At 60.6% G+C, this 22,546-nt stretch carries 19 protein-coding genes and 1 tRNA gene; 11 read left to right on the top strand and 9 right to left on the bottom strand.

Translation table 11 applies throughout. The annotated features are described in order from the left end of the window. Positions 1–247: 247 nt before the first annotated feature. The 9 genes from uca to ACMDB8_RS06080 all read left to right on the top strand — a co-directional run bounded on the left by uca (position 248) and on the right by ACMDB8_RS06080 (position 12,416). Positions 248–3,907 (top strand): urea carboxylase, encoded by a 3,660-nt coding sequence (gene uca / locus ACMDB8_RS06120; RefSeq protein ID WP_409079374.1) that lies wholly within the window; start codon positions 248–250, stop codon positions 3,905–3,907. A 25-nt stretch (positions 3,908–3,932) separates the two neighbouring features. Then, a complete protein-coding gene (gene atzF, locus ACMDB8_RS06115) occupies positions 3,933–5,711 on the top strand; it encodes an allophanate hydrolase (RefSeq protein WP_409079375.1) in 1,779 nt (592 codons plus the stop codon). Between the two features lie 220 nt (positions 5,712–5,931). Then, positions 5,932–7,425, top strand: a complete 1,494-nt coding sequence (locus ACMDB8_RS06110; protein ID WP_409079376.1) for a sensor domain-containing diguanylate cyclase — start codon at positions 5,932–5,934, stop codon at positions 7,423–7,425. Further along, positions 7,412–7,627 carry a cysteine-rich CWC family protein gene (locus tag ACMDB8_RS06105; RefSeq protein WP_409079377.1) on the top strand — a complete coding sequence of 72 codons (216 nt, stop codon included), beginning with the start codon at positions 7,412–7,414 and terminating at the stop codon, positions 7,625–7,627. The genes ACMDB8_RS06110 and ACMDB8_RS06105 overlap by 14 nt, the downstream gene beginning before the upstream one ends. A 37-nt stretch (positions 7,628–7,664) precedes the next feature. Next, entirely contained in the window at positions 7,665–8,357 is a 693-nt protein-coding gene (locus tag ACMDB8_RS06100; RefSeq protein WP_409079378.1) for a pseudouridine synthase, read from the top strand. Between the two features lie 312 nt (positions 8,358–8,669). Further along, a complete protein-coding gene (locus ACMDB8_RS06095; protein WP_056720712.1) occupies positions 8,670–9,554 on the top strand; it encodes an alpha/beta fold hydrolase in 885 nt (294 codons plus the stop codon). Positions 9,555–9,733: 179 nt separating this feature from the next. Further along, positions 9,734–9,807 (top strand) — tRNA-Gly (locus ACMDB8_RS06090). A 331-nt stretch (positions 9,808–10,138) separates the two neighbouring features. After that, positions 10,139–11,683, top strand: a complete 1,545-nt coding sequence (locus tag ACMDB8_RS06085) for a Fic family protein (RefSeq protein ID WP_409079379.1) — start codon at positions 10,139–10,141, stop codon at positions 11,681–11,683. A 463-nt stretch (positions 11,684–12,146) separates the two neighbouring features. Further along, positions 12,147–12,416 carry a hypothetical protein gene (locus tag ACMDB8_RS06080; RefSeq protein WP_007997797.1) on the top strand — a complete coding sequence of 90 codons (270 nt, stop codon included), beginning with the start codon at positions 12,147–12,149 and terminating at the stop codon, positions 12,414–12,416. A gap of 391 nt (positions 12,417–12,807) precedes the next feature. Here ACMDB8_RS06080 and tam read toward each other — a convergent pair whose 3' ends face one another. Beyond that, on the bottom strand, positions 12,808–13,578 hold the full coding sequence (gene tam / locus ACMDB8_RS06075) for a trans-aconitate 2-methyltransferase (RefSeq protein ID WP_056720718.1): 771 nt from the start codon (positions 13,576–13,578) through the stop codon (positions 12,808–12,810). A 155-nt stretch (positions 13,579–13,733) separates the two neighbouring features. Between tam and ACMDB8_RS06070 the strand changes: the two genes are divergently transcribed. Next, the gene (locus tag ACMDB8_RS06070; protein ID WP_056720722.1) at positions 13,734–14,144 is read left to right on the top strand and encodes a low affinity iron permease family protein; all 411 of its coding nucleotides are present in this window, start codon (positions 13,734–13,736) and stop codon (positions 14,142–14,144) included. Between the two features lie 55 nt (positions 14,145–14,199). On the opposite strand, the gene ACMDB8_RS06065 is transcribed toward ACMDB8_RS06070, so the two are convergent. The 5 genes from ACMDB8_RS06065 to ACMDB8_RS06045 form a co-directional block, all read right to left on the bottom strand. Further along, positions 14,200–14,703 (bottom strand): DUF4142 domain-containing protein, encoded by a 504-nt coding sequence (locus tag ACMDB8_RS06065; protein ID WP_056720724.1) that lies wholly within the window; start codon positions 14,701–14,703, stop codon positions 14,200–14,202. 72 nt (positions 14,704–14,775) lie between these two features. Continuing rightward, entirely contained in the window at positions 14,776–14,934 is a 159-nt protein-coding gene (locus ACMDB8_RS06060) for a KGG domain-containing protein (RefSeq protein ID WP_082562877.1), read from the bottom strand. 118 nt (positions 14,935–15,052) lie between these two features. Further along, positions 15,053–16,399 carry a sensor domain-containing protein gene (locus tag ACMDB8_RS06055; protein ID WP_223541824.1) on the bottom strand — a complete coding sequence of 449 codons (1,347 nt, stop codon included), beginning with the start codon at positions 16,397–16,399 and terminating at the stop codon, positions 15,053–15,055. 79 nt (positions 16,400–16,478) lie between these two features. Then, complete coding sequence (locus ACMDB8_RS06050) at positions 16,479–17,117, bottom strand: LysE family translocator (RefSeq protein ID WP_056720727.1); 639 nt, start codon at positions 17,115–17,117, stop codon at positions 16,479–16,481. Between the two features lie 59 nt (positions 17,118–17,176). Beyond that, positions 17,177–18,112, bottom strand: coding sequence for a LysR family transcriptional regulator (locus tag ACMDB8_RS06045; protein ID WP_056720729.1), 936 nt, complete (start codon positions 18,110–18,112; stop codon positions 17,177–17,179). Between the two features lie 77 nt (positions 18,113–18,189). Between ACMDB8_RS06045 and ACMDB8_RS06040 the strand changes: the two genes are divergently transcribed. Further along, positions 18,190–18,678: a DMT family transporter gene (locus ACMDB8_RS06040; protein WP_056720731.1), complete on the top strand. Its 489-nt coding sequence runs from the start codon at positions 18,190–18,192 to the stop codon at positions 18,676–18,678. 78 nt (positions 18,679–18,756) lie between these two features. Here the strand turns inward: ACMDB8_RS06040 and ACMDB8_RS06035 are convergent, their stop codons facing one another. The 3 genes from ACMDB8_RS06035 to ACMDB8_RS06025 form a co-directional block, all read right to left on the bottom strand. Continuing rightward, the gene (locus ACMDB8_RS06035) at positions 18,757–20,088 is read right to left on the bottom strand and encodes an MFS transporter (RefSeq protein ID WP_409079380.1); all 1,332 of its coding nucleotides are present in this window, start codon (positions 20,086–20,088) and stop codon (positions 18,757–18,759) included. 185 nt (positions 20,089–20,273) lie between these two features. Then, complete coding sequence (locus tag ACMDB8_RS06030; protein ID WP_409079381.1) at positions 20,274–21,200, bottom strand: hydroxymethylglutaryl-CoA lyase; 927 nt, start codon at positions 21,198–21,200, stop codon at positions 20,274–20,276. Beyond that, a complete protein-coding gene (locus ACMDB8_RS06025; protein WP_056720737.1) occupies positions 21,197–22,390 on the bottom strand; it encodes a CaiB/BaiF CoA transferase family protein in 1,194 nt (397 codons plus the stop codon). The genes ACMDB8_RS06030 and ACMDB8_RS06025 overlap by 4 nt, the downstream gene beginning before the upstream one ends. Positions 22,391–22,546: the final 156 nt, after the last annotated feature.

Here is a 22,546-nt window from a genome sequence, read left to right as displayed (position 1 = left end):
TGCCTAAAACCGCAAGAACACTGATAACCCTGTGGGAGCGAGCTTGCTCGCGATAGCGGTGTGTCAGTCACCATCAATGTTGAAAGTGCTGACGTCATCGCGAGCAAGCTCGCTCCCACAGGGGTTCGGCGGTGTTGCGAAGTGAACTGTTTTTTCACCGGGGACGGCCCTGGTGCATCAAGAAAAACTGCGGGACGGCCCGCATCCCAGTCGAGGCTGATGCGCTATCGCCTCCGGGGGTTATGCCATGTTCGAAAAAGTCCTGATTGCCAACCGTGGCGCCATTGCCTGCCGCATCCTGCGAACCTTGCGCGAGCTGCAAGTGCAGGGCGTTGCCGTGTACTCCGAAGCCGATGCCGCCAGCCTGCACATCCTGCAAGCCGATGAAGCCCACAGCCTCGGTGAAGGCGCGGCCGTCGGCACTTATCTGGCGCTCGACAAGATCCTCGCCATCGCCAAGTCCACCGGCGCTACCGCGATCCATCCCGGCTACGGCTTTCTTTCGGAAAACGCCGCGTTCGCCGAAGCCTGCAAGGCCGTCAACATCGCCTTCATCGGCCCGACACCCGAACAACTGCGGGTGTTCGGCCTCAAGCACACCGCACGTGCCCTGGCCAGACAACACGGCGTGCCGATGCTCGAAGGCACCGAACTGCTCGATAGCATCGATACCGCGCTGCTGGCCGGTGAGCAGGTCGGCTACCCGGTGATGCTCAAGAGTACCGCTGGCGGTGGCGGCATCGGCATGCGCGTATGCCGCAGTGCGGCGGAGTTGAGCGAATCCTTCGAAGCGGTCAAACGCCTGGGTCAGAACAATTTCAGCGACGCCGGGGTGTTCATCGAGAAGTACATCCAGCGCGCCCGGCACCTGGAAGTGCAGGTATTCGGCGACGGTCAAGGTGAAGTGATCGCCCTCGGCGTGCGTGATTGCTCGGTGCAACGACGCAACCAGAAAGTCCTCGAAGAAACCCCCGCACCAAACCTGCCCGACGGCATGGCCGATGAGTTGTGCGCGGCTGCGATCAAACTGGCCAAGGCGGTGAATTACCGCAGCGCCGGCACCGTGGAGTTTGTGTTCGACAGCGAGGCCCAGCGCTTTTACTTCCTGGAAGTGAACACCCGTTTGCAGGTGGAACACGGTGTCACCGAACAGGTGTGGGGGGTCGACCTGGTGCGCTGGATGGTGCAACTGGCGGCCGGTGATCTGCCGCCCCTGAGCGAACTGATGCAAGGTTTGAAGCCGGTGGGCCATGCGATCCAGGCGCGGTTGTATGCCGAAGATCCGGGCCGCGATTTTCAACCGAGCCCCGGCTTGCTCACCGCCGTGGATTTCCCCGCGGCCAATGGCATTGAACTGCGCGTCGACACCTGGGTCGAGGCTGGCTGCGAGATCCCGCCCTACTTCGACCCGATGATCGCCAAGGTCATCAGTTGGGCGCCGACTCGCGAAGAGGCCCGCACCGATTTGCATCAAGCCCTCGGCGACAGTCAGCTGTATGGCGTGGAAACCAACCGCGATTACCTGCGGCAGATTCTGCTCGATGCGCCTTTCGCCAGCGGCCAGCCGTGGACCCGTTGCCTGGAAGGGCTGATCTATCAGGCCAACACGTTCGAGGTACTCAGCGCCGGCACCCAGACCAGCGTTCAGGACTATCCCGGCCGTCTCGGTTACTGGGCGGTCGGCGTGCCGCCATCGGGGCCGATGGACAGTCGGGCGCTGCGTCTGGGTAACGGTTTGCTGGGCAATGACGAAGGCGCGGCGGCGCTGGAAATCACCATGAGCGGGCCGTTGCTGCGCTTCAATTGCGAGGCGGTGGTGGCGGTGACCGGGGCGGTGATTCCGTTGGCTTTGAACGGCGAAAGCGTACCGATGAACTCGGCACTGCTGATTCCAGCGGGCGCGACGTTGAGCCTTGGCACCATCGCAGGCGCAGGTGCGCGCAGCTATCTGTGCCTGCGTGGCGGCCTGCAGGTACCGGACTATCTGGGCAGCAAAAGCACCTTCACCCTCGGCCAGTTTGGCGGCCACGGTGGTCGCGCGTTGCGAGCCGGCGATGTGTTGCACCTGCCGGCCCTCAATGACCGCAGTGCCGGCCGGCAACTGGCTGAAGAACAGGTCACCGAGTTGCCGGCAGTTCGGCAGATTCGCGTGATCTACGGCCCCCACGGCGCGCCGGAATACTTCACTGAAAACTACATCGGCACCTTCTTCGCCACGCAGTGGGAAGTGCATTTCAACTCCAGCCGCACCGGCGTTCGCCTGATCGGACCGAAGCCTGAGTGGGTGCGTGCCGACGGTGGTGAGGCCGGTTTGCATCCGTCGAACATCCACGACAACCCGTATGCGATCGGTGCGGTGGATTTTACCGGGGACATGCCGGTGATCCTCGGCCCGGATGGCCCGAGCCTTGGCGGGTTCGTGTGCCCGGTGACGGTGATCGAGGCGGATCTCTGGCAGTTGGGGCAGCTCAAGGCTGGGGACAAGGTGCAGTTCTCCCCCGTCGACATCAAGACCGCCCGCCCCCTGGCCTTGAAATGGGATCAATGTGGGAGCGGGCTTGCTCGCGAAGAGGGCGTGTCAGTCAACATTGATGTGTCTGAAGCACCGCTTTCGCGAGCAAGTCGGATCGCCGCACCGCCGCTCCCACAGGGTTTGGTGTCGCCTGTTGTATTGGACATCGGGCAGGACGACACGCGGTTGGTGGCGCGCCTTTCCGGCGACACCCACCTGCTGCTGGAAATCGGCGTCCCGGAACTCGACCTGGTCCTGCGCTTCCGCGCCCACGCCCTGATGCAGGCGCTGGAAAGCAAAGACCTGCATGGCGTGATCGACCTCACCCCCGGCATCCGCTCGCTGCAAATCCACTATCAGCCCGAGCAACTGCCGCTGTCCGACCTGCTCGGCATCGTCGCCGGCGAATGGGACGCCGTGTGCGCCGCCAAGGACCTGCAAGTGCCCTCGCGCATCGTGCATCTGCCGCTTTCCTGGGACGACCCGGCGTGCCAGTTGGCCATCGAGAAATACATGACCACCGTGCGCAAGGACGCGCCGTGGTGCCCGAGCAACCTGGAGTTCATCCGCCGCATCAACGACCTGCCGAACCTCGATGAAGTGCAGCGCACGGTGTTCGACGCCAGTTACCTGGTGATGGGCCTGGGCGACGTCTACCTCGGCGCACCGGTCGCCACTCCGCTCGACCCGCGCCACCGCCTGGTGACCACCAAGTACAACCCGGCGCGCACCTGGACCGCGGAAAACTCAGTAGGCATCGGTGGCGCCTACATGTGCGTCTACGGCATGGAAGGCCCCGGCGGCTATCAGTTTGTCGGGCGCACGTTGCAGATGTGGAACCGCTATCGCGAAGTCGCCGCGTTCGAAGGCAAACCCTGGTTGCTGCGGTTTTTCGACCAGATCCGTTTCTACCCGGTCAGCGCCGATGAACTGCTGCGCATCCGCCGGGATTTCCCCCTCGGGCGCTTCGACCTGAACATCGAGCACAGTCAGTTGAACCTGGCGCAATACCAGGCGTTCCTGGCCCGGGAAGCCGAGACCATCGACGCGTTTCGCGATCAGCAAAAAGGCGCATTCAATGCCGAGCGCGAACGCTGGATCGCCAGTGGCCAGGCGCATTTCGACAGTGAAGAGCTGGCCCCGGAGGCCACCGAAGATGTACCGCTGGAAAACGGCCAGCAGAGCGTCGACAGCCACATCGCCGGCAACCTCTGGCAGGTCCAGGTAGAAACCGGTAGCCGTGTCGCGGCCGGCGATGTGCTGGTGATCCTGGAGTCGATGAAGATGGAAATCCCCCTGCTCGCGCCATTGGCCGGCGTCGTGCGCGAGATTCGCGTGCAACCGGGTTCGGCGGTGCGCGCCGGGCAGCGCGTCGTGGTGCTGGAACTTGACTGAACCCATTTTGAAAAGGACGCATGTCATGAACATCAATCTGCAACTCGACGCCCTGCGCAGCGCTTATCGCGAAGGCCGCACCACGCCACGGCAATTACTGCTGCAACTGCGGGACAAAGCCGCCGCGCTGAACCCGGACTATCACCTGTTCATCCACTTGCTCAGTGTCGATGAACTGGAGCCTTATCTCGCCACCCTCGACGGTCGCGACCTCGACAGCCTGCCGCTGTATGGCGTGCCGTTCGCGATCAAGGACAACATCGACCTGGCGGGCATTCCGACCACGGCGGCGTGCCCGGCATTCGCCTACGTGCCGGAGCGTTCGGCGACCATCGTCGAACAACTGCTGGCCCTTGGTGCGATTCCGCTGGGCAAGACCAACCTCGACCAGTTCGCCACGGGGCTCAACGGCAGCCGCTCACCGTACGGCGCGTGCCCCAACAGCGTATTGCCGGAGTATCCGTCGGGCGGCTCCAGCGCCGGATCGTCACTGGCGGTGGCGCTCGGGGTCGCGAGCTTTGCGCTGGGCACCGACACCGCCGGCTCCGGGCGTGTGCCGGCGGCGTTGAACAACCTGGTCGGCCTGAAGGCCACCAAGGGCCTGATCTCGACAGCCGGCGTGGTTCCGGCCTGTCGCACGCTCGATTGCGTCACCACCTTCACCGCCACGGCGCGGGAAGCCAGTCAGTTACTGGCGCTCACCGCACGCCTCGACCCACGGGACGAATACAGCCGCAGCAACCCGCTGTGGAACGACGGCTCGGCATTCGGTACCCCACGCCCCTTCCGTTTCGGCGTACCCCGTGCACAGGACCTGCAATTCTTCGGTTGCCCTGAAGGCCCGCTGTTGTTCGGTGATGCCATCGACCGCCTCAAGGCCCTCGGCGGCGAAGCGGTGGAACTGGACCTGTCGCCATTTCTGGAGGCCGCGCGCTTGCTCTATGAAGGCCCGTGGGTGGCCGAGCGCTACAGCGTGGCCGGGGAGTTGATGGCGCAAAACCCGGAGGCCGTGTTGCCGGTGATTCGCGCCGTGTTGGCCAAGGCACCCGCCGTCGATGGTGTGCAAACTTTCCGCGCCCAATACCGGCTGCAAGCGCTCAAAGCCCTGTGCGACACAGCGCTGGAAGGCCTGGATTGCGTCGTCACGCCGACCATCGGCCGCCCGGTGACGCTGGCGGAGCTCGAGGCCGAACCGGTGCTGCGCAATTCGGAACTGGGCTACTACACCAACTTCATGAACCTGCTCGACTACGCCGCCGTCGCCGTGCCCAGCGCGTTCATGGACAACGGCCTGCCGTGGGGCGTGACGCTGTTTGGCCGCGCCTTCACCGATCAGTATCTATTGAGCGTGGCGGATGCCCTGCAGCGCCAGCAAGGCCTGGCCGCGCCTGCACCGGCGACGGTTGCCCGCCATGATCGGGCGCGCCTGGTGGTCTGTGGTGCGCACCTGGACGGGTTGGCGTTGAACTGGCAGCTCAAGCAGCGCGGTGCCCGCCTGGTGGAAACGACATTCAGCTCACCGGATTATCAACTCCATGCCCTGGCCGGTGGCCCGCCGTTTCGTCCGGGCATGGTCCGCGTGAAGGATGGCGGCGTGGCGATTGCGGTGGAAGTCTGGGAGTTGCCGAGCAGCGAGTTGGGTTCGTTCCTGACCGGAATTCCGGCGCCACTGGGGTTGGGCAAGGTGCAACTGGCGGACGGTCACTGGGAGAGCGGGTTTATCTGCGAGGCCTATGGGTTGGAGGGCGCGGTGAACATCAGCCATCTGGGCGGGTGGCGGATGTATCTGAAATCACTGGCTTAAACACACTCAACCCTGTGGGAGCGAGCTTGCTCGCGATAGCGTCAGCACATTCACGATTGATGTGACTGACACACCGCCATCGCGAGCAAGCTCGCTCCCACAAGGAGCACCTGCAACCTCCGTGGAACATTGGAACGACCATTCGCGGCGCACATGAAGCAGTTATTTCCCCGCAGTGCCATTAGAATGCAACCATCGGATGACTGCCAATGGAACTACCATGTCGCTTCGCTCGCCGCTGTACTCTCAACGTTCGTTGGTGCTCACGCTGGTCGCGTTGCTGGGCGCTGGTTTCCTCGCCACCTCCTTCCTCAGTTACTACGCCTCCCGGGCCTCGATCCGCGACAACATCGTCAACACCGAACTGCCGCTGACGTCGGACACGGTCTACTCGGAAATCCAGAAAGACCTCGTCAGGCCGATCCTGATTTCCTCGATGATGGCCCGCGACACCTTCATGCGCGACTGGGTGGTCAACGGCGAAAAGGACTCCGACCAGATGACCCGTTACCTCAACGAGGTCATGACCCACTACGGCGCCTACACCGCATTCTTCGTCTCCAACACCAGCCTGACCTACTACCACGCCAAGGGTGTGCTCAAGCAGGTCAAGGCCACCGAGCCCCGCGACGCCTGGTACTTCCGTGTGCGGGACATGAAGGATCCGTACGAGATCAACGTCGACCCGGACCTCGCCAACAAGGACAACCTGACCTTCTTCATCAACTACAAGGTCTACGACTACAACAGCCGATTCATCGGCGCGGCCGGGGTGGGCCTGACCGTTGACGCCGTGATCAAGCTGATCGACAAGTACCAGCAGCGTTATCAACGCAGTGTGTATTTCGTCGACAACTTCGGGCGCCTGGTGCTCACCGGTGCCGAAGGGGGTCCGCAGGGTGCGCATATCGGGCAGAAGCTCGACGAACTCGACAGCATGAAAGACCTGGTCAGCCGGCTGCCCAAACCCCACAGCGGCAGCTATGAATACTCCGTGCAGGGCCAGGGACACTTCCTCAATGTGCGGTTTATCCCGGAGCTGAACTGGTACCTGTTCGTCGACAAACGCGAAGACAGCGCCCTCGGTGACATCCGCCAGTCGCTGTACCTCAACCTGCTGATTTGCCTGCTGGTGACCTTGATCGTGCTGGCCCTGCTCAACCAGGTGATCAAACGCTATCAGGACAAGATCCAGGCCCAGGCCATCCTCGACAGCCTGACCGAACTGCCCAACCGTCGCGGCTTCGACCTGCTGGCCGCGCAGGCCATGCAAGAAGCCCGGCGCGAGCCCAGGCCGCTGACCGCTTTGCTGCTGGACCTCGACCGGTTCAAGGTGTTGAACGACACCTATGGCCACCTGGCCGGCGATCAGGTATTGATTGGCTTTGCCCGGGATCTGAAGAGCTGCCTGCGGCACTCCGACATCGTCTGCCGCTGGGGCGGTGAAGAGTTCATCGTGCTGCTCAAGGACACCGACGGCAGGACTGGCCTGATGATTGCCGAGAAAATTCGTCAGCACGTGGAACAACAGCGCTATGCCTACAACGGCCAGGCCTTGCATGTGACCGTCAGCATTGGCCTCACCACCCTGCAGCCCGATGACACCTTGCACAGCCTGCTGTCACGGGCGGATCATGCGATGTATCGGGCCAAGCAAAGTGGCCGTAACCGAACCTGTGTGGAAATGTCTCACTCCAGCTATGAACCAGCCTGACCTCTGCCCCGCCTGCGGCGCCCCCAACGACTGCACCCTGGCCGATCCGCGAACCGCTGACCGCGCCTGCTGGTGCTACGGCGTCAGCATCGACCCGGCCGTGCTCCAGGCGCTGCCGGCGCAACTGCGCGACGCCTCGTGCCTGTGCCCGCGTTGCGCCGAGGTCGAGGCGCAGTTGCAAGCAGCGCCCGAATCGATCTAGTAAGATGCGCGCCCCTTTATTCACCAATCCTTAAGTCATGCGTGTCGACCGCTTCCTCAGCAACCTGCCGTGCTTCAACCGTAAGCAAGTACGCCTGTTGCTGGTGGAAAAACGCGTCCGGGTTGACGGAAACGTCGTCAGCGACCCGCACAGCGAAGTCCGCGAATTCAGCCGCGTCGAAGTCGACAAAGAGGTGCTGCAAGTCGGCAAACCCCTGCGCCACTTCATGTTGCACAAGCCCGCCGGCTGCGTCAGCGCCACCCGGGATCCGCAACACCCGACCGTGCTCGATTTGATTCATGAACCGGACAAGGACGAACTGCACATCGCCGGACGCCTGGATTTCAATACCACCGGCCTGATGCTGATCACCAACGACGGCAGCTGGTCGCGGCGCCTGACCCAACCGCAGACCAAGCTACCCAAGGTCTATTACGTCGAAACCGAGCAGGACATCGGCCCCGAATACGCGATCACGTTCAGCCAGGGGCTGTACTTCGCCTTCGAAGACCTCACCACGCAACCGGCCGGGCTAGAGCTGCTCGGGCCAAAATGCGCGCGCCTGAGCATCGTCGAAGGCCGTTATCACCAGGTCAAGCGCATGTTCGGCCACTTCAACAACAAGGTGATGCGCCTGCACCGCGAACGCATGGGGCCGCTGCTGCTCGACGACACGTTGAAACCGGGCGAATACCGCCCGCTGAGCGCTGAAGAGATCGGATCGATCTAAGCCAGCGACCGCTCAGCAGAAGTTGTCGAACAATTTACCAAAGGCACTTGCGCATTGATGTGACCCCTGCTTGAATCAGGACGTCGGCCGAAATGTGACCGACGAGTCACCCCATACTTCTAAGAAACTTTTTGCCGGTAGGAACCCAAGGGTTCCGGCCTCATCCGGCAGACTGCCCGCCAATAACAATACCCGTCGACCGGACTGCAATGGATCGACATGGGCCTCTCAAATTCCAGGCGTATGCCTACCTGTCACAAAGCTCGTGCAATCTCATTTGCGCGCATACCCGCTTGCCAGGAGTCTTATGACATGAGGCCAGAAATCGCTGTGCTGGATATACAGGGTCAGTACCGGGTTTACACGGAGTTCTATCGCGCAGACGCCGCAGAGAAGACCATTATCTTGGTCAACGGCTCGATGGCCACGACTGCGTCGTTTGCACAAACCGTGAAAAACCTCCATCCGCAGTTCAACGTCGTCTGCTACGACCAGCCCTACGCGGGCCGGTCAAAAGCCCACAACCTGCATGAAAAAATGCTCACCAAGGAAATCGAAGGGCAGATCCTTATTGAGCTGATCGACCACTTCGCCGCCGAACACGTGCTGTCGTTTTCCTGGGGCGGTGCCGCGACCATGGTCGCGCTTTCCCAACAGCCGCGACGCATTGAAAAAGCGGTGATCAGCTCGTTCTCCCCGGAAATCAACTCGCATATGCTCGATTACCTCGAGCGCGGCGTGGATTACCTCGGCAACCGGGACGGGGACCGGGTCGGCAACCTGGTGAACAGCACCATCGGCAAACACCTGCCAACGTTGTTCAAACGCTTCAATTATCGGCACGTCAGTTCCCTGGCCGAGCATGAATACGGGCAGATGCACTTCCACATCAACGACCTGCTGCAAAGTGATCGCCAGTGCTTTTTCAAAGCTGCGGAGAAAATCAACGTACCGGTGTTATTCATGAACGGCGAATGGGACGAATACACCGCCGCCGATGGCGCCCGATTGTTCGCCAATCACGTGCAACACGCCACCTTCACTACCTTGCAGGCCACCGGGCACTTTCTCGACATGGAACACAAAGCCGCTTGCCGGGACAGCCGCAATGCACTGATGGGCTTCCTGAAGCCGGCACCGCATGAAAGCCGACCGCGTTACCACTACGTCCAGGACCACCATGCATTGTCCATCTGAAACAGCGTCATCGCGAGCAAGCCCCGCCCTGCTGCGTTAAACGTATTCTGCAGGCGCGAGGTTTGCCCGCGATCGACCGTCATGGGGTCCGGGCTTTTTGTCATATCGCGTTAAACCCGCTCCACGTAAAGAAAAACTTCAAATTCGCGGCCGTATCTGGTACAAAGTCACCGCTCTGAGCGGGTGTCGTATAATGGCATTACTCCAGCTTCCCAAGCTGATAACGAGGGTTCGATTCCCTTCACCCGCTCCAATCGAATTTTGATCTCACGTCAGGGTGTTTTTGACGGGGGATGTAGAGACAGAAAAAACCGGCCCAAGTGGCCGGTTTTTTTGTGGGCGTAATTTGATGGCGTCGGATTTGTGGATAGCTTGGTCGGTCACTTTCCGGTTATCGGAGAGTACATTCTTTCTTTCGCGGCTGTGGCGACTACTCTGAAAGCTATTAGCGTTTTTCTCCAAAAATACGAATTCAGTATCAAATTTCATCCAGCATTAGTATTTTTCCACCTACGAAATTATCGTTTCGCCACAATATTGAAGTTCTGTTAGCGTTTTTCCTGTCCCCGTAAAGGATTTCGTCAATGCAAGTCGGTTTCCAGACCCTCGCGAACCGTTACAACATCGCATTGGCGCAGCCTCTGCGCGTACAGTCGATGATTGGCACCGTACGTGTCAGCCGTGAAAGCGCCGGGAACGTGGAGAACAGGTATCCGCCACGCTACCGCCCTGCAGACGATTTCGCAGGGCATTTCGAGTTCGGTCTCAAATACGAAGAGATTCATCTCGAGTTCTTTTCTCGCCTGTTTGCGGCCATAGGCCCGCAGCCTGTTGAAGACTGGTGTCGACGGGAGCCTTTTGGCCAGTATGCGCGTCGCACAGGATTCCTCTACGAATGGCTGACAGGGGAACGTCTGGAGGTGCCTGATGTGACCAATGGCGCCTATGTTGATGTACTTTCACCACAAAATTACCTGACTCGTCGTGAGTCGTTGCGAACGCGGCGCTGGCGAATCAATAACAATCTGCCGGGGACACCCCAGTTCTGCCCCTTGGTTCGTCGTACCGAGCCAGTGCGGGAGGCCTTGCAATTCAATCTGCGTGCGGCATTGGATGAGTTGGATCAAGCCTTTGGTTCCGACATCCTGATGCGAACGGCCAGTTGGCTGACGTTCAAGGAATCGCGCGCGAGTTTTCTCATCGAAAAGGAAGCCGACCAGGCCGATCGCATCCAGCGGTTTGCGCATGTCATTGCCCAGCACTGCGGCCATATAGATGCCCCATTGAGCAACGGCACCCTTCGATCACTGCAAGCCGGCATTCTGGGCCACGATGCCATCGGACTAGGCTTGCGACGCTCCCCTGTCTTCGTGGGACAAGCCACAATGCGCGAAGACATCGTGCATTACATTGCCCCGCACTTTGAAGAACTTACCCCGCTACTGGAAGGCCTCAACGAATTCGAGGTCGCAACGCGTGGTGCCGAGTCAGTGGCGCGTGCCGCGGTGCTTGCATTCGGCTTCGTGTACATCCATCCCATGCGTGACGGTAACGGCCGGATTCATCGCTTCCTGATCAACGACACCTTGATACGAGACGAGGCAGTGCCCGATGGAGTGATCCTGCCCGTGTCAGCCACGATCACCAGCTCGATCGACTTCAGGGCCGGCTACGATCGTACGCTTGAAGTATTCTCACGACCGTTCATGCGCCGTTACGCGGCAGCCTATCGGTTTGGCGAACTGGAGACCTACGAGGACGGAACGCTTAGCAATTTCAACTTCGATGAATACGTAGACGCAAGCTTTGCCTGGCGGTACCCAGACCTGACCGAGCACGTTCTCTACACCGCACGCGTTGTCGAACATACGATTCGTACGGAGATGGCAGATGAGGCCAGAGTACTGGTGATCTTTCAGCGAGCGCAGGAACAACTCAAAGAAGTGCTCGAGATGCCGGATCAGGATGCCAATCGCATCATCCGCTCGATCAAGGAAAACGGTTGGAAGGTCTCCGGCAAGCTGAAAAAAGGGTACCCAATACTTGAAGATGAGCGCATGGCGCAACGTGTTGTGGATGCAGTGCGTTCGGCGTTTGAGGATCAATTGATGGGGGCCGGTGAAGAGTGATCTCCGGTAGAACTGGATAGCTTACATCTGCAACTCAGGAGAAAGCCGGTCCGGGTGACCGGTTTTTTTTGTGCGCGAGATTTGGTGATGCGCCTGTCAACGCTAGTGTTAAGCGCCCACTTTTAAAGGCCCAACGGAGATCAACGCCAGAAAAAGCAACGTCCTACACGACACTGGGAATTGTCCGTACACTTGCGCATTGCTGTGCCTTTGCCATGAGACCTATAGTCCGATCGCGCCCAAATGGCGTATCGGGTTTGGCGACTCGATGGCAAAGCATAGAAACCTCCGAGCTATCTCGGAGCGTTTCTGAACGCACTTGGCTACCTGTTTATGGTGGCTGTGCGTGGGAGACCTATGGGTCTGCCGGTTTGCCTTGTCCCGGTTCGCCAACCTGCGTACAGCTGCCACCCATTGTTTGGCGACACTGAGTGGTAGTTCACCTCAATTCAAGGAATCACTCATGAAAGAGTTCATGGCTTTAACCAGCAATGCCGACGACCTTCCCTCCCTGTATGTCAATACCACCCAACCCCTGCACTCCCTGCTCAGCACCGCCAGCTACAGAATTCGCGCCGTGACGCAGCTTCTTGAAAACCTCGCGATGCGCGGCGACCTGACCTCTGACTCGGTTGTACTCAGTGACTTTGCGTTGCTGTGCTGTGTGCCCTTGCGTGACGGTTGCGATGTACTGGATGTGATCGCTCGCCGAATGGACGCAGAACCGTCCTGACGTCACATCGGCCAAACGCGGTCAGTTAAGAGATAGCGTGGTCGATAGTGGCGAGGGAGCAAGCTCCCTCACCACAGGTTGCAATTACTCGTCGCCTCCCAGACGCTCATATCTTTTGCGTATAGATCACCGCAAGCGAGTAAAGAAGCCGTAGAGCTGCGTTGAGCCCGGCAACAGTTCCCTTATTCTCCCGGCTCATCCTTCGCCTCGAGATCAACATGCACAATTCAGAGTTGGGAATCATGATCATTTCATTGATCGGGTTGTTCGGCTTTGCCTCGTTTGCCTTTGAGTACTTGAGTGCCCGACGCTCAAAAAAGAACAAGCCGCAGTGATTTTTCCAAGCGGTAAAAAGGGACAGTTGACGCTCATCAACTGTCCCTGTTTTGCATCAGCGGGTCGCGACGATAAACAGTCGCGGAAACGGCAACAGCACCGAACCATCGGCCAGGGCCGGATACGCCCGCTCGATAGCAACCTGATATTGCTTCAGATACTGCGCCCGTTCCGCCTCGTCCAGCGGATCGAGAAACGGCCGCAAGCCACTGCCCTTGAACCACTCCACCACGCCAGACGCGCCGCCTGCGAGCGGATGATGGTAAGTGGTGCGCCAGACATCGACGCGGGTGCAACAGGCTTTCAATATCGAATAATAGCCACTGGCATCGGCCATTTCGGTCCTCTGCCCGGCGGCGCCTGCCAGTTTGCCGACCCATGGGCCATCAGCGGCGACTTCGCGCATCAAGCGGTGCGAGTGTTCATTCAGGTTGTCAGGCATCTGGACGGCCAGGCTGCCACCCGGCGCCAGTTTGCTCACCAGCGACGGTAGCAAAGTCGCGTGATCCGGCACCCACTGCAACACCGCGTTGGCGAAAATCACATCGAAGGGACCACTGTCATTCCAGGTGTCGATGTCGGCGATGTCGAACTGCACTTGCGGCAAGCGCTTGCGAGCGGCTTCGATCATGTCGCTGGAACTGTCCAGCCCACGCACCTTGGCATCGGCAAAGCGCTCCACCAGCAACTCGGTGGAGTTGCCGGGCCCGCAACCGATATCGATGGCCGAGCGCACGTCTCCGGCGGGGACGGCCGCCAGCAGGTCACGGGCGGGACGGGTGCGTTCATCTTCAAAAGCGACGTACTGTTTGGCGGACCAACTCATTGCGTTCTCCTGTCGGTGCGTTGTCCTCGGGACGCTACGATACCGCGGTGAGCGCCACCAAATGTTTCAGAAAATCACCTTTTCGGTCATTTCGAATTTTCATCCCGCCGCCACTGTCTGAAAAATCAGGCGCCCCCCTCAAAAGGAACTCGGTCATGAAATTCGCAAAAATCGCGCAGAAACTCGCCCTCTGGGCCGGTAGCCCCAAGACGTTCATGAGCGCGTTGCTCCTGATTTTCCTGTGGGGGCTGAGCGGGCCAATTTTTCATTTCAACGATACGTGGCAGCTGATCATCAATACCTCGACCACCATCATCACGTTCCTGATGGTGTTCCTGATCCAGAACACGCAGAACCGCGACACCGACATCCTGCACTTGAAAGTCGACGAGTTGTTGCGGGTGAACAAGGAGGCGCAAAAGGCCATGCTCGGGCTTGAGGCGTTGGACCTCAAGCAACTGGAGGCGCTGCGCAGGCATTACCGCGCCATGGGCGAGAACCAGGTGTTCGACCTCGATGGCCTGAACCCAACGCATAATCCCAAGCCACATCTGGATCAGTGCTGAACAGAAAAACGGCGCGTGACTCAAGCCCCGCGCCGTTCATGTTCAAATCTTGCGCTCAACTTTTGGCTTGCAGCGCCTTGGCCATTTGCAGATGATTTTGCAATTTAGGCAGGGTTTCTTCGGCGAATGCCTTGATTTGCGGCACGTCGGTGGTCTGCGCCTCCTGCTGCAACTGATCGATGGCTTCCTGGGTGGTCTTCACCTGACTGGCGGTATAGGCCTCGTCGTAGGTCGCCCCGTCCATGACCTGTGGCATCAGGGCTTTGGCCTTTTCGACAATCTCTTCCCGGGGGGCGACCGGTATATCCAGTTGTTTGGCGATTTTCGCCAGGTGCTGGTTCGCGGTGGTACGGTCGTTGATGACGATAATGGTGTAGTCCTTGACCTCTTTGGACTCGGCCTTCTGGTGCGCCAGGCGACTTGCTTCAATATCGGCGATACCTTTTGCCGAGGCCTCGTCGATGAATTCGGCAGTCGACTGGGCAAAGACGCCGCTGGCAAACAGGCCCAGTAACGTGGCAAGACTGGTACTACATAATCGGGTGGCCATCCGGTTCATGGTCGCGCCCTCCTCTTCAAATTCAAGCGGGAGCTTTCGCCCCCGCCTCTCAATCAAAACCACCTGAACCCCTTAGCGGGATTTCTGACCGCCCTTGCGACCCATGTCGGGTTTCGTCGGGTCTTTATCGACGGTCGTGGTAGTGGTTTTCCCTCCCTTGCGACCGGCTTCAGAGGCCTTCGTTCGATCGTTGGCGAAGTTCCCCGAGTTCGAGTTTCTTGAATTAGGCATGATTCTCTTCCTCTTGGTAGTAGTCGCGGCGAGCTTGCGCCCGCATAGAATCTGAATTTGCGCGCTCCAAAAGGTTTAGAAAATTACGTGGATGCCACGACGAACGGTGCCCGGGTTTTCAGACGAGTCGCAGGTGATGCTCGCGTTTGGCGCAGTACATCGCCTCGTCGGCATGCCGGAACAATTGCTTCTCTTCGGTGCCGTGATCGGGGTATCGGGCGACGCCGATACTTGGCTGGATGTTCAGGCTATGCCCGTCCAGTCGCAGGGGCTGGGCCAGGACCTGACGGACTTTTTCAACCACGATATCGGTATCGTCCGCCGCGTGAATGCTGTGCAACAACACCACGAATTCATCACCGCCGATGCGGGCCACGGTGTCGGTTTCCCGCACGCAGCCCTTGAGCCGGTTGGCCACCGCTTGCAGCAACATGTCGCCGACCGCGTGGCCATGGGTGTCGTTGACTTGCTTGAAGCGGTCGAGGTCGACGTACAACAGCGCCATGCGCCCGCCGTCCTCCCGGGCCGCTTGCATTGATACCTTGAGCCGGTCGCGCAGCAGCTCGCGGTTGGGTAACTGGGTCAATTGGTCGTACTGGGCCATGTGTTGCAGGCGGGCGTGCAATTGCTTGCGCTCGATGGCGGTCGCGACCTGGGCACAAACGTATTGCAGCAGTTCCTTGTCTTGCTCGGTGTAGCGCTCGCCGCCCGGAATGCTTTTGACGATCAACGCGCCGATGGTGCCGTTTTGCGAATTCAGCGGCACACCCAACCAACAGGGTGCGTTCTGTTCGTCCTGCAGCATTTCGAAGCCGGCGGGAGGTGGGTACTGATCCGGGGTCAACAGGATCGGCAACCCCGTGCGGATTACCTCGGCACACAGACGCCCGGTCATGGTTCCGGGCTGTTCGGGCTGAGGCTCGTGGTCATCGACGTGATAAGGGAAATTCAGCTGCGCGCAGTGCTCGTCGTACAGCGCCACGGAAAAATTCAGTGCAGGCAACCATTCGCCGATGATCAGGTGGATGCGTTTGAACAACGCCAGCAGATCCTCTGCCGCATGGGCAGCCTCGGAAATCGCATACAACGCTGCCTGCCGGGATTCGGCCTGCTTGCGTTCGGTGATGTCGCGTGCCACCGCGATGCGCAACTGATCGTCCTCGGACCAGCGTGCCGACCAGAGGATGTGCACCACGCTGCCATCTTTGCGCAGGTAGCGGTTTTCAAAGTTGAGCTTGGGCTCGCCGTCCATGATTTCCCGGGCGGCGTCGAGGGTGCGCTGGCGGTCGCCCGGGTGCACCATGTCGATCATCGCCTCGCCGATCATCTCATCGGCGCTGTAGCCGAAAATACGCTCGCACGCCGCGCTGACAAAAACGAAGCGGCCCTGTTTATCCACCGCACAGACGGCATCCAGTAACAGATCGATATAACTCGCCAGCGGCGCGGAATTCCGGTTTTCCATGGTTCAGCGTGGGTGTCCCGATAATACAGCGCTCATCAATCATCCCTGCCCTGTCAGTCTTGCATCCTTGTGATCTCGTTCAAGCCTTGTTCGGCATCAGCCCCGGCAACGCATGTACCAACGCGTTGATGGCAAAACCGATGAACATCACCCCGCACAACCGGGTGATTGCCAATTCATGACGCTGGTACAGGCTGCGCACCCGCCGCGCACCGACAACGCCAATGAGAATGGCGTAGGCGAGCAACCCGCCGACGAAACTCAGTGCGATCAGCCCCGGCAGCATTGACCAGTTGAGCAGTTCCGCGCGGCTCGACAGCAATGCCGTGAACGTTGCCACCGCCACCGGATAGGCCTTGGGGTTGGTCAAGCCAAACACAATGCCGTGCCAGAACGGCTGTCGCGCCGGGCCCTGTGGCGCATCCGCGCTGCTGCGTCGGGCGCGCACCGCACGCCAGCCGAGCCAGAACAGGTACAGGCCACTGAGCACTCCGAGCACGTCGAACGCGGTACTGCCGATCTCCCGCGCACCGACAATCGCGATCAGCGCCGTGCTGCACCACACCACATCGCCGAGCAAATGCCCGCACAGAAACCCCGCCCCGGCCCGTCGTCCATGGGCCGCGCCTATGCCGAACACTGCCAGCACACCCGGCCCCGGGGTGATGCCGTAGATAAAACCCGAGGCAAGCACGGCCATTAGCAACGATGGGGTCATGGAAAGTCCTTATGAACGGCATGGTGAATGGCCACCAGTCTATATCAGGTCTTCAACTGTCAGCTGCCTGATCGCGACAGAAATTCTTCAGCGGTGGCCCCCTGCACGACTCGCTCATTCAACCAGTTCAATGCCTGATCCCCACCCCGCCGTTTATGCCACGCCAACACAAAGGTGAACGACGGAATGTGAAACGGCGGCGGCACGACAACCAATGAAGGCTCACCAATATCGCGCAAGCCGCGCGACGCGACGGTGAGGATCAGGTCGGTGCCGCTAATGAGCTGCGGGGCGACGTTCCAGTGCGGCAGGCTGATGGCGACACGCCGGCGTTCGCGCAAGGCGGTCAGCGCGCGTTCGATCTCCGGGGTGCCGCTGCCGCGCATTTCCAGCAGTACATGGGGCCGAGCCAGGTAGGTGGGCAGGTCGAGACCACCGTCGGCGGGCAAGCTATTGCGGTCCACCAGGCAGGCGTAGTGCTCTTCGAAGAGTGGGGTGCTGCGCAATTCGTTGGGCATTTCCGGGAAAACCCCGGCGGCGACATCAATGTCACCATTGAGCACGCCTTCGAGCATGCTTTCGCGGCTGCCATGGCTGATTTGCAGGTCGATGCCCGGCGCTTCGCGGCGCAAGGTTCGGATCAGTCCCGGCAAGACAATGGCGGCGCCGTAGTCGGACATCGCCAGGCGGAAGGTCCGCCGGGTGGTCGCGGGATCGAAGGCGTTCGGCGCCAGCAGCGCTTGCACCTGGGCCAAGGCTTCGGCCAGCGGTGCCACCAGCTCCAGCGCTCGCGCAGTCGGTACAAGGCCGGCACCGGCGCGAACCAGCAGCGGATCGCCGAGCAGGTCACGCAAGCGCGCCAGCGCATGGCTGACTGCTGGCTGGCTCAAATGCAGACGCTCGGCCGCCCGGGTCACGTGCTGCTCGCTGAGCAAAGCGTCGAGGATCACCAGCAAATTGAGGTCGATGCGTCGTAGATCATTCATTTGCTGCATGTTCTGGATAACAAAACGGAATTTAAATCTGCGCGACGAATACCCTAGAGTCCAGCAAAACCTGTTGGAGATCGATCATGAGTACGTTGCATTGGGCCGGCCTGATAGGGCTGGCGATGATCGCCGGGGCGGTGGTGCCGTTTCAGAGCGCGATCAACGTCAACCTCGGACGCGGGTTGGGCCATCCGTTGTGGGCGACGCTCGCTTCGCTGTTGGTGAGCGTTATCGTGCTGCTGCCGATCATCGTTGCGATGCGCTTGCCATTGCCGTCACTGGCATTCATCAGCAAGGCTCCGCTCTGGATGTGGGCCGGTGGCGCTTTTGGGGTGATCTTTATTTCCCTGGCATTGGTACTGCTGCCCAAGCTGGGTGCCGCGGGGTTCATGGCATTGGCGCTGGCGGGGCAAGTCGTGGCGTCGCTGTTGCTGGATCACTACGGCTGGTTTGGGTTGGTGGAGCGACAGGTCACTTTGCCAAAGGTGGTTGGGGTGGTGCTGTTGATGGCCGGGGTGGTGTTGATTCAGTTCAGTGACGCGGCGCAAAAAGCGATGACAGCGACTTCTTGAAGGTCAAAAGATCGCAGCCTCCGGCAGTTCCTACGGGGATGCGTGGTCCGAGCAGGAGCTGCCGAAGGCTGCGATCTTTTAAAACTTGTCGAGTGTGCGCAACTTCTGCGGCAGCCCCCACAGCAACAGCGCCACCGCGATCAACGCACAGACACCAATGACATACAGCGCCGGTGTGGTGCTGCCGGTCAGGTCCTTGATCCGGCCGACCATCACCGGGCTGACGATGCCGCCGAACTGGCCCAGGGTGTTGATCACCGCGATCCCGCCCGCAGCGCCCGCACCGGCACCGGCCAGCAGTTTCGGCGGCAGGGTCCAGAAGCTCGGGATGGAGGCGATGATCCCGGCACCCAGCAAGCCCAATGCGACAATCAGGAAAGTCGTGTGGTTGGCGAAGACTCCCGCGCAGAAGAACCCGATCGCACCGACCGCCACCAGACCGGCGACAAACTTGCGTCGCTCGCCAGTAGCATCGGACAGGCGTCCGATCACCACCATGCTGATGGCACCACAGATGTATGGGATGGCCGTCAGCAAGCCGATCATCACCGGGCTCTCGGTACCGGCGCTGCGGATCAGTTGCGGCGCCCAGAAATTCAAGCCGTAGGACGCCACCTGAATCAGGAAATAGATCAGGCCCAAGGTCAGGAAACCCGGAATCCGCAGCGCTGCGAGCAGCGATCCACCGCTCTTGTGCGGCTCATGCCGGGCGATGCGGCTGGCCAGCAGGGTCTTCTCCGATGAAGTCAGCCAATGGGCATCTTCGATGCGATCCTTGAGCAGGGTCAGCACCAGCAAACCGAGGCCGATACACGGCACGCCACCGAGCAGGAACAACCAGTGCCAGCCACGCATTTGCAGCACGCCGTCGAGGTGTTGCAGCACCAGGCCCGAGAACGGCGCGCCCACCAGGCCGGCGAACGCCGACGCCAGGAACAGCATCGAGGTGATGCGCCCGCGATAGTGCTGCGGGAACCACAACGTCAGGTAATACAGCACGCCCGGGGCAAAACCGGCCTCCATCGCGCCGATCACGAAGCGCAGCACGTAGAACTGCCATTCGCTGTTGACGAACACCATCAGCGCCGTGGCCAGGCCCCAGGACATCATGATCCGGGCGATCCAGCGCCGGGCGCCGACCTTGTACAGCATCATGTTGCTGGGCACTTCGAAAATTACATAACCGACCACAAACAACCCGGCACCGAGGCCGTAAGCGGTGTCGCTCAGACTCAGGTCGGCCTGCAGTTGAAACTTGGCGAAGCTGATGTTGATGCGGTCGAAAAAGGCGAACAGGTAGCAGACCATGATCAGCGGCATCAGGCGCCAGGCGACTTTGCTGACCAGGGCTTTTTCTTCGTCGTGGCTAACGGCCGTGTTTGCGCCGGCCTCCAGTGCTTTAAGGCTCATTGCAGTTCTCCAGGCGGACTTCCCGTGGGTGTCCGATTGTTTTTGTTGTCTGGTTGAGTATCTCAGCGGTAGTGCTTTTACTGTGGGAGCGAGCTTGCTCGCGATTGCGTCGGGTCAGCCAACATTGATGTTGACTGTGACTCAGTCATCGCGAGCAAGCTCGCTCCCACAGGGGCTCTGCGGTGTCAGGTGGGGATCGGGTGCAAATCGCAATTGCGCCCGGCCTTGGCCAGTTGACCGGGTACGTCATGACCGAGCAGTGCCGGCAGTCCCCGGGACAGTTTCAGCAGCAGCGGCAAATCAATGCCGGTATGAATACCGACTTCATCGCACAGGTTCACCAGATCCTCGGTGCAGATGTTTCCCGATGCCCCCGGCGCAAACGGGCAGCCGCCTAGGCCACCGAGAGCCGCGTCGAAGCGTCGGGCACCGGCCTCATAGGCAGCCAGCACGTTGCACAGCCCAAGGCCGCGGGTATTGTGAAAATGCAGGGTCAGGTCCACTGGCGATACACGCTGCAACACTCGCCGCACCAAGCGCTCGACCTGACGCGGATTGGCCATGCCGGTGGTGTCGGCCAGGGTGATGCCCTGGATGCCGAGTTCCTGATAGGCCTCGACGATTTGCAGTACGCGGTCCTCATCGATCTTGCCCTCGAACGGGCAGCCGAAGGTGGTGGCGATGCTGGCGTTGAGTCGCACAGGACTGTCGCCAACGAATTGCACAATCTCGCCGAACGCGGCCAACGAATCTTCACAGCGCATGCGCATGTTCGCCAGGTTGTGGGTCTGGCTGGCGGACATCACCAGGTTCAGCTCATCGGCACGGCACGCCAGCGCCCGTTGCGCGCCCTTCAGGTTGGGGATCAACGCGACGTAGATCACCCCTGGTTGCCGGGCGATGCCCTTGAACACCAGTTCGCCATCGCGCAGCGCCGCAATGGCCTTGGGCGACACGAACGAACCGGCTTCGATGCGGCTGAATCCGGCCTGCGACAGTTGATCGATCAGGGCAATCTTGTCGTCGGTTTCAACCCAGGTCGGCTCGATTTGCAATCCGTCGCGCGGGGACACTTCCTGCACGATCAGGCTGTCGGAATAATCGCTGATCATTGCACCACTCCTTCGACTTTCAGGCGTTCGATGTCCATCGCGGTCAGGCCCAATTGCGCGAGGATGCCGTCGGTGTGCTGACCCAAACCGGGACCGGACCAATTCACGCCGCCGGGGGTTTCGGAGAGTTTCGGCACGATGCCTGGCATCTTCACCGTGGCGCCACCGGGCAGCTCGGCATTGAGCAGCATGTCCCGCGCCTGATAGTGCGGATCGGCGACGATGTCGGCCACCGAGTAGATGCGGCCGGCCGGGACCTCGGCGGCTTCAAGGGCGGTCAGCACCTCGTCGATAGGCAGGCTGCTGGTCCAGTGGGTAATGGCGGCGTCGAGCAGATTGCTCTTGGCTGCACGCCCGTCGTTGTGGGCGAATTCCGGCGCATCGGCCAGATCGGGGCGGCCGATGGTTTGCATCAGGCGCTTGTAGATCGGATCGCTGTTGCCGGCAATCACCACGTAGGCGCCGTCGGCCGTCAGGTAGGTGTTGGAGGGCGCGATGCCCGGCAAGGCGCCGCCGCTGCGTTCGCGCACATGGCCCAGCATGTCGTATTCCGGCACCAGGCTTTCCATGACGTTGAACACGCTTTCGGCCAGGGACACATCGACGATCTGCCCGCCGCCCTGCCCGGTCTTGACCCTTAGCAGCGACATCAGCGCACCGATCACCGCGTGCAGCGACGCCAGGGAATCGCCAAGGCTCACGCCGACCCGCGCTGGCGGCGAACCGGGGGTACCGGTGGTGTAGCGAATCCCGCCCATGGCTTCGCCTATGGCACCGAAACCGGGACGATCGCGGTACGGGCCGGTCTGGCCGTAACCGGAGATCCGCACCAGTGTGAGGTTGGGATTGAGCGCGTGCAACACGTCCCAACCCAGGCCGAGTTTCTCCAGGGCGCCAGGACGCAGGTTTTCGATCAGCACATCGGCGCTGGTCGCCAGTTGCTTGACCAGTTCGATGCCTTCGGGGGATTTGAGGTTCAGCGCCAGGGACTTCTTGTTGCGCGATTGCAGGTACCACCACAGCGAGGTGCCTTCATGCAGCTTGCGCCATTTGCGCAGGGGATCGCCCTGGCCCATGGCTTCGATCTTGATCACCTCGGCGCCGAACTCGGCCAGCATGCGCGCCGCAAACGGCGCGGCGATCAGCGTGCCGATCTCGATCACTTTGATCGCACTCAAGGGGGCAGTCATCGCGGGGTACCTCTTGTTCTTGGAATATGCGCCAAGGCTAGAGGACAGGGGACTCGGGAATCCAACCTTCAGTTGGCAACGAGCGTTCGCGAAATGCGAACGCTCGGGGAGATTGTCGCGACCTCAGGGCCGCCTTCGCGGGCAAACCCGCTCCCA

The organism is Pseudomonas monachiensis (assembly GCF_047345015.1).
GTDB lineage: Bacteria > Pseudomonadota > Gammaproteobacteria > Pseudomonadales > Pseudomonadaceae > Aquipseudomonas > Aquipseudomonas monachiensis.
This window is presented reverse-complemented; position numbering and strand designations above follow the sequence as displayed.

What these genes read in the sequence shown, in the direction of transcription:
- ACMDB8_RS06105 (WP_409079377.1), top strand. Translation starts at nt 7,412, where the DNA reads ATGAACCAGCCTGACCTCTGCCCCGCCTGCGGCGCCCCCAACGACTGC.
- ACMDB8_RS06080 (WP_007997797.1), top strand. Translation starts at nt 12,147, where the DNA reads ATGAAAGAGTTCATGGCTTTAACCAGCAATGCCGACGACCTTCCCTCC.
- ACMDB8_RS06030 (WP_409079381.1), bottom strand. Translation starts at nt 21,200, where the DNA reads ATGATCAGCGATTATTCCGACAGCCTGATCGTGCAGGAAGTGTCCCCG.
- ACMDB8_RS06065 (WP_056720724.1), bottom strand. Translation starts at nt 14,703, where the DNA reads ATGAACCGGATGGCCACCCGATTATGTAGTACCAGTCTTGCCACGTTA.
- ACMDB8_RS06060 (WP_082562877.1), bottom strand. Translation starts at nt 14,934, where the DNA reads ATGCCTAATTCAAGAAACTCGAACTCGGGGAACTTCGCCAACGATCGA.
- atzF (WP_409079375.1), top strand. Translation starts at nt 3,933, where the DNA reads ATGAACATCAATCTGCAACTCGACGCCCTGCGCAGCGCTTATCGCGAA.
- ACMDB8_RS06110 (WP_409079376.1), top strand. Translation starts at nt 5,932, where the DNA reads ATGTCGCTTCGCTCGCCGCTGTACTCTCAACGTTCGTTGGTGCTCACG.
- ACMDB8_RS06070 (WP_056720722.1), top strand. Translation starts at nt 13,734, where the DNA reads ATGAAATTCGCAAAAATCGCGCAGAAACTCGCCCTCTGGGCCGGTAGC.
- ACMDB8_RS06045 (WP_056720729.1), bottom strand. Translation starts at nt 18,112, where the DNA reads ATGCAGCAAATGAATGATCTACGACGCATCGACCTCAATTTGCTGGTG.
- ACMDB8_RS06025 (WP_056720737.1), bottom strand. Translation starts at nt 22,390, where the DNA reads ATGACTGCCCCCTTGAGTGCGATCAAAGTGATCGAGATCGGCACGCTG.
- ACMDB8_RS06055 (WP_223541824.1), bottom strand. Translation starts at nt 16,399, where the DNA reads ATGGAAAACCGGAATTCCGCGCCGCTGGCGAGTTATATCGATCTGTTA.
- ACMDB8_RS06040 (WP_056720731.1), top strand. Translation starts at nt 18,190, where the DNA reads ATGAGTACGTTGCATTGGGCCGGCCTGATAGGGCTGGCGATGATCGCC.
- ACMDB8_RS06035 (WP_409079380.1), bottom strand. Translation starts at nt 20,088, where the DNA reads ATGAGCCTTAAAGCACTGGAGGCCGGCGCAAACACGGCCGTTAGCCAC.
- ACMDB8_RS06050 (WP_056720727.1), bottom strand. Translation starts at nt 17,117, where the DNA reads ATGACCCCATCGTTGCTAATGGCCGTGCTTGCCTCGGGTTTTATCTAC.
- ACMDB8_RS06095 (WP_056720712.1), top strand. Translation starts at nt 8,670, where the DNA reads ATGAGGCCAGAAATCGCTGTGCTGGATATACAGGGTCAGTACCGGGTT.
- ACMDB8_RS06100 (WP_409079378.1), top strand. Translation starts at nt 7,665, where the DNA reads ATGCGTGTCGACCGCTTCCTCAGCAACCTGCCGTGCTTCAACCGTAAG.
- tam (WP_056720718.1), bottom strand. Translation starts at nt 13,578, where the DNA reads ATGAGTTGGTCCGCCAAACAGTACGTCGCTTTTGAAGATGAACGCACC.
- ACMDB8_RS06085 (WP_409079379.1), top strand. Translation starts at nt 10,139, where the DNA reads ATGCAAGTCGGTTTCCAGACCCTCGCGAACCGTTACAACATCGCATTG.
- uca (WP_409079374.1), top strand. Translation starts at nt 248, where the DNA reads ATGTTCGAAAAAGTCCTGATTGCCAACCGTGGCGCCATTGCCTGCCGC.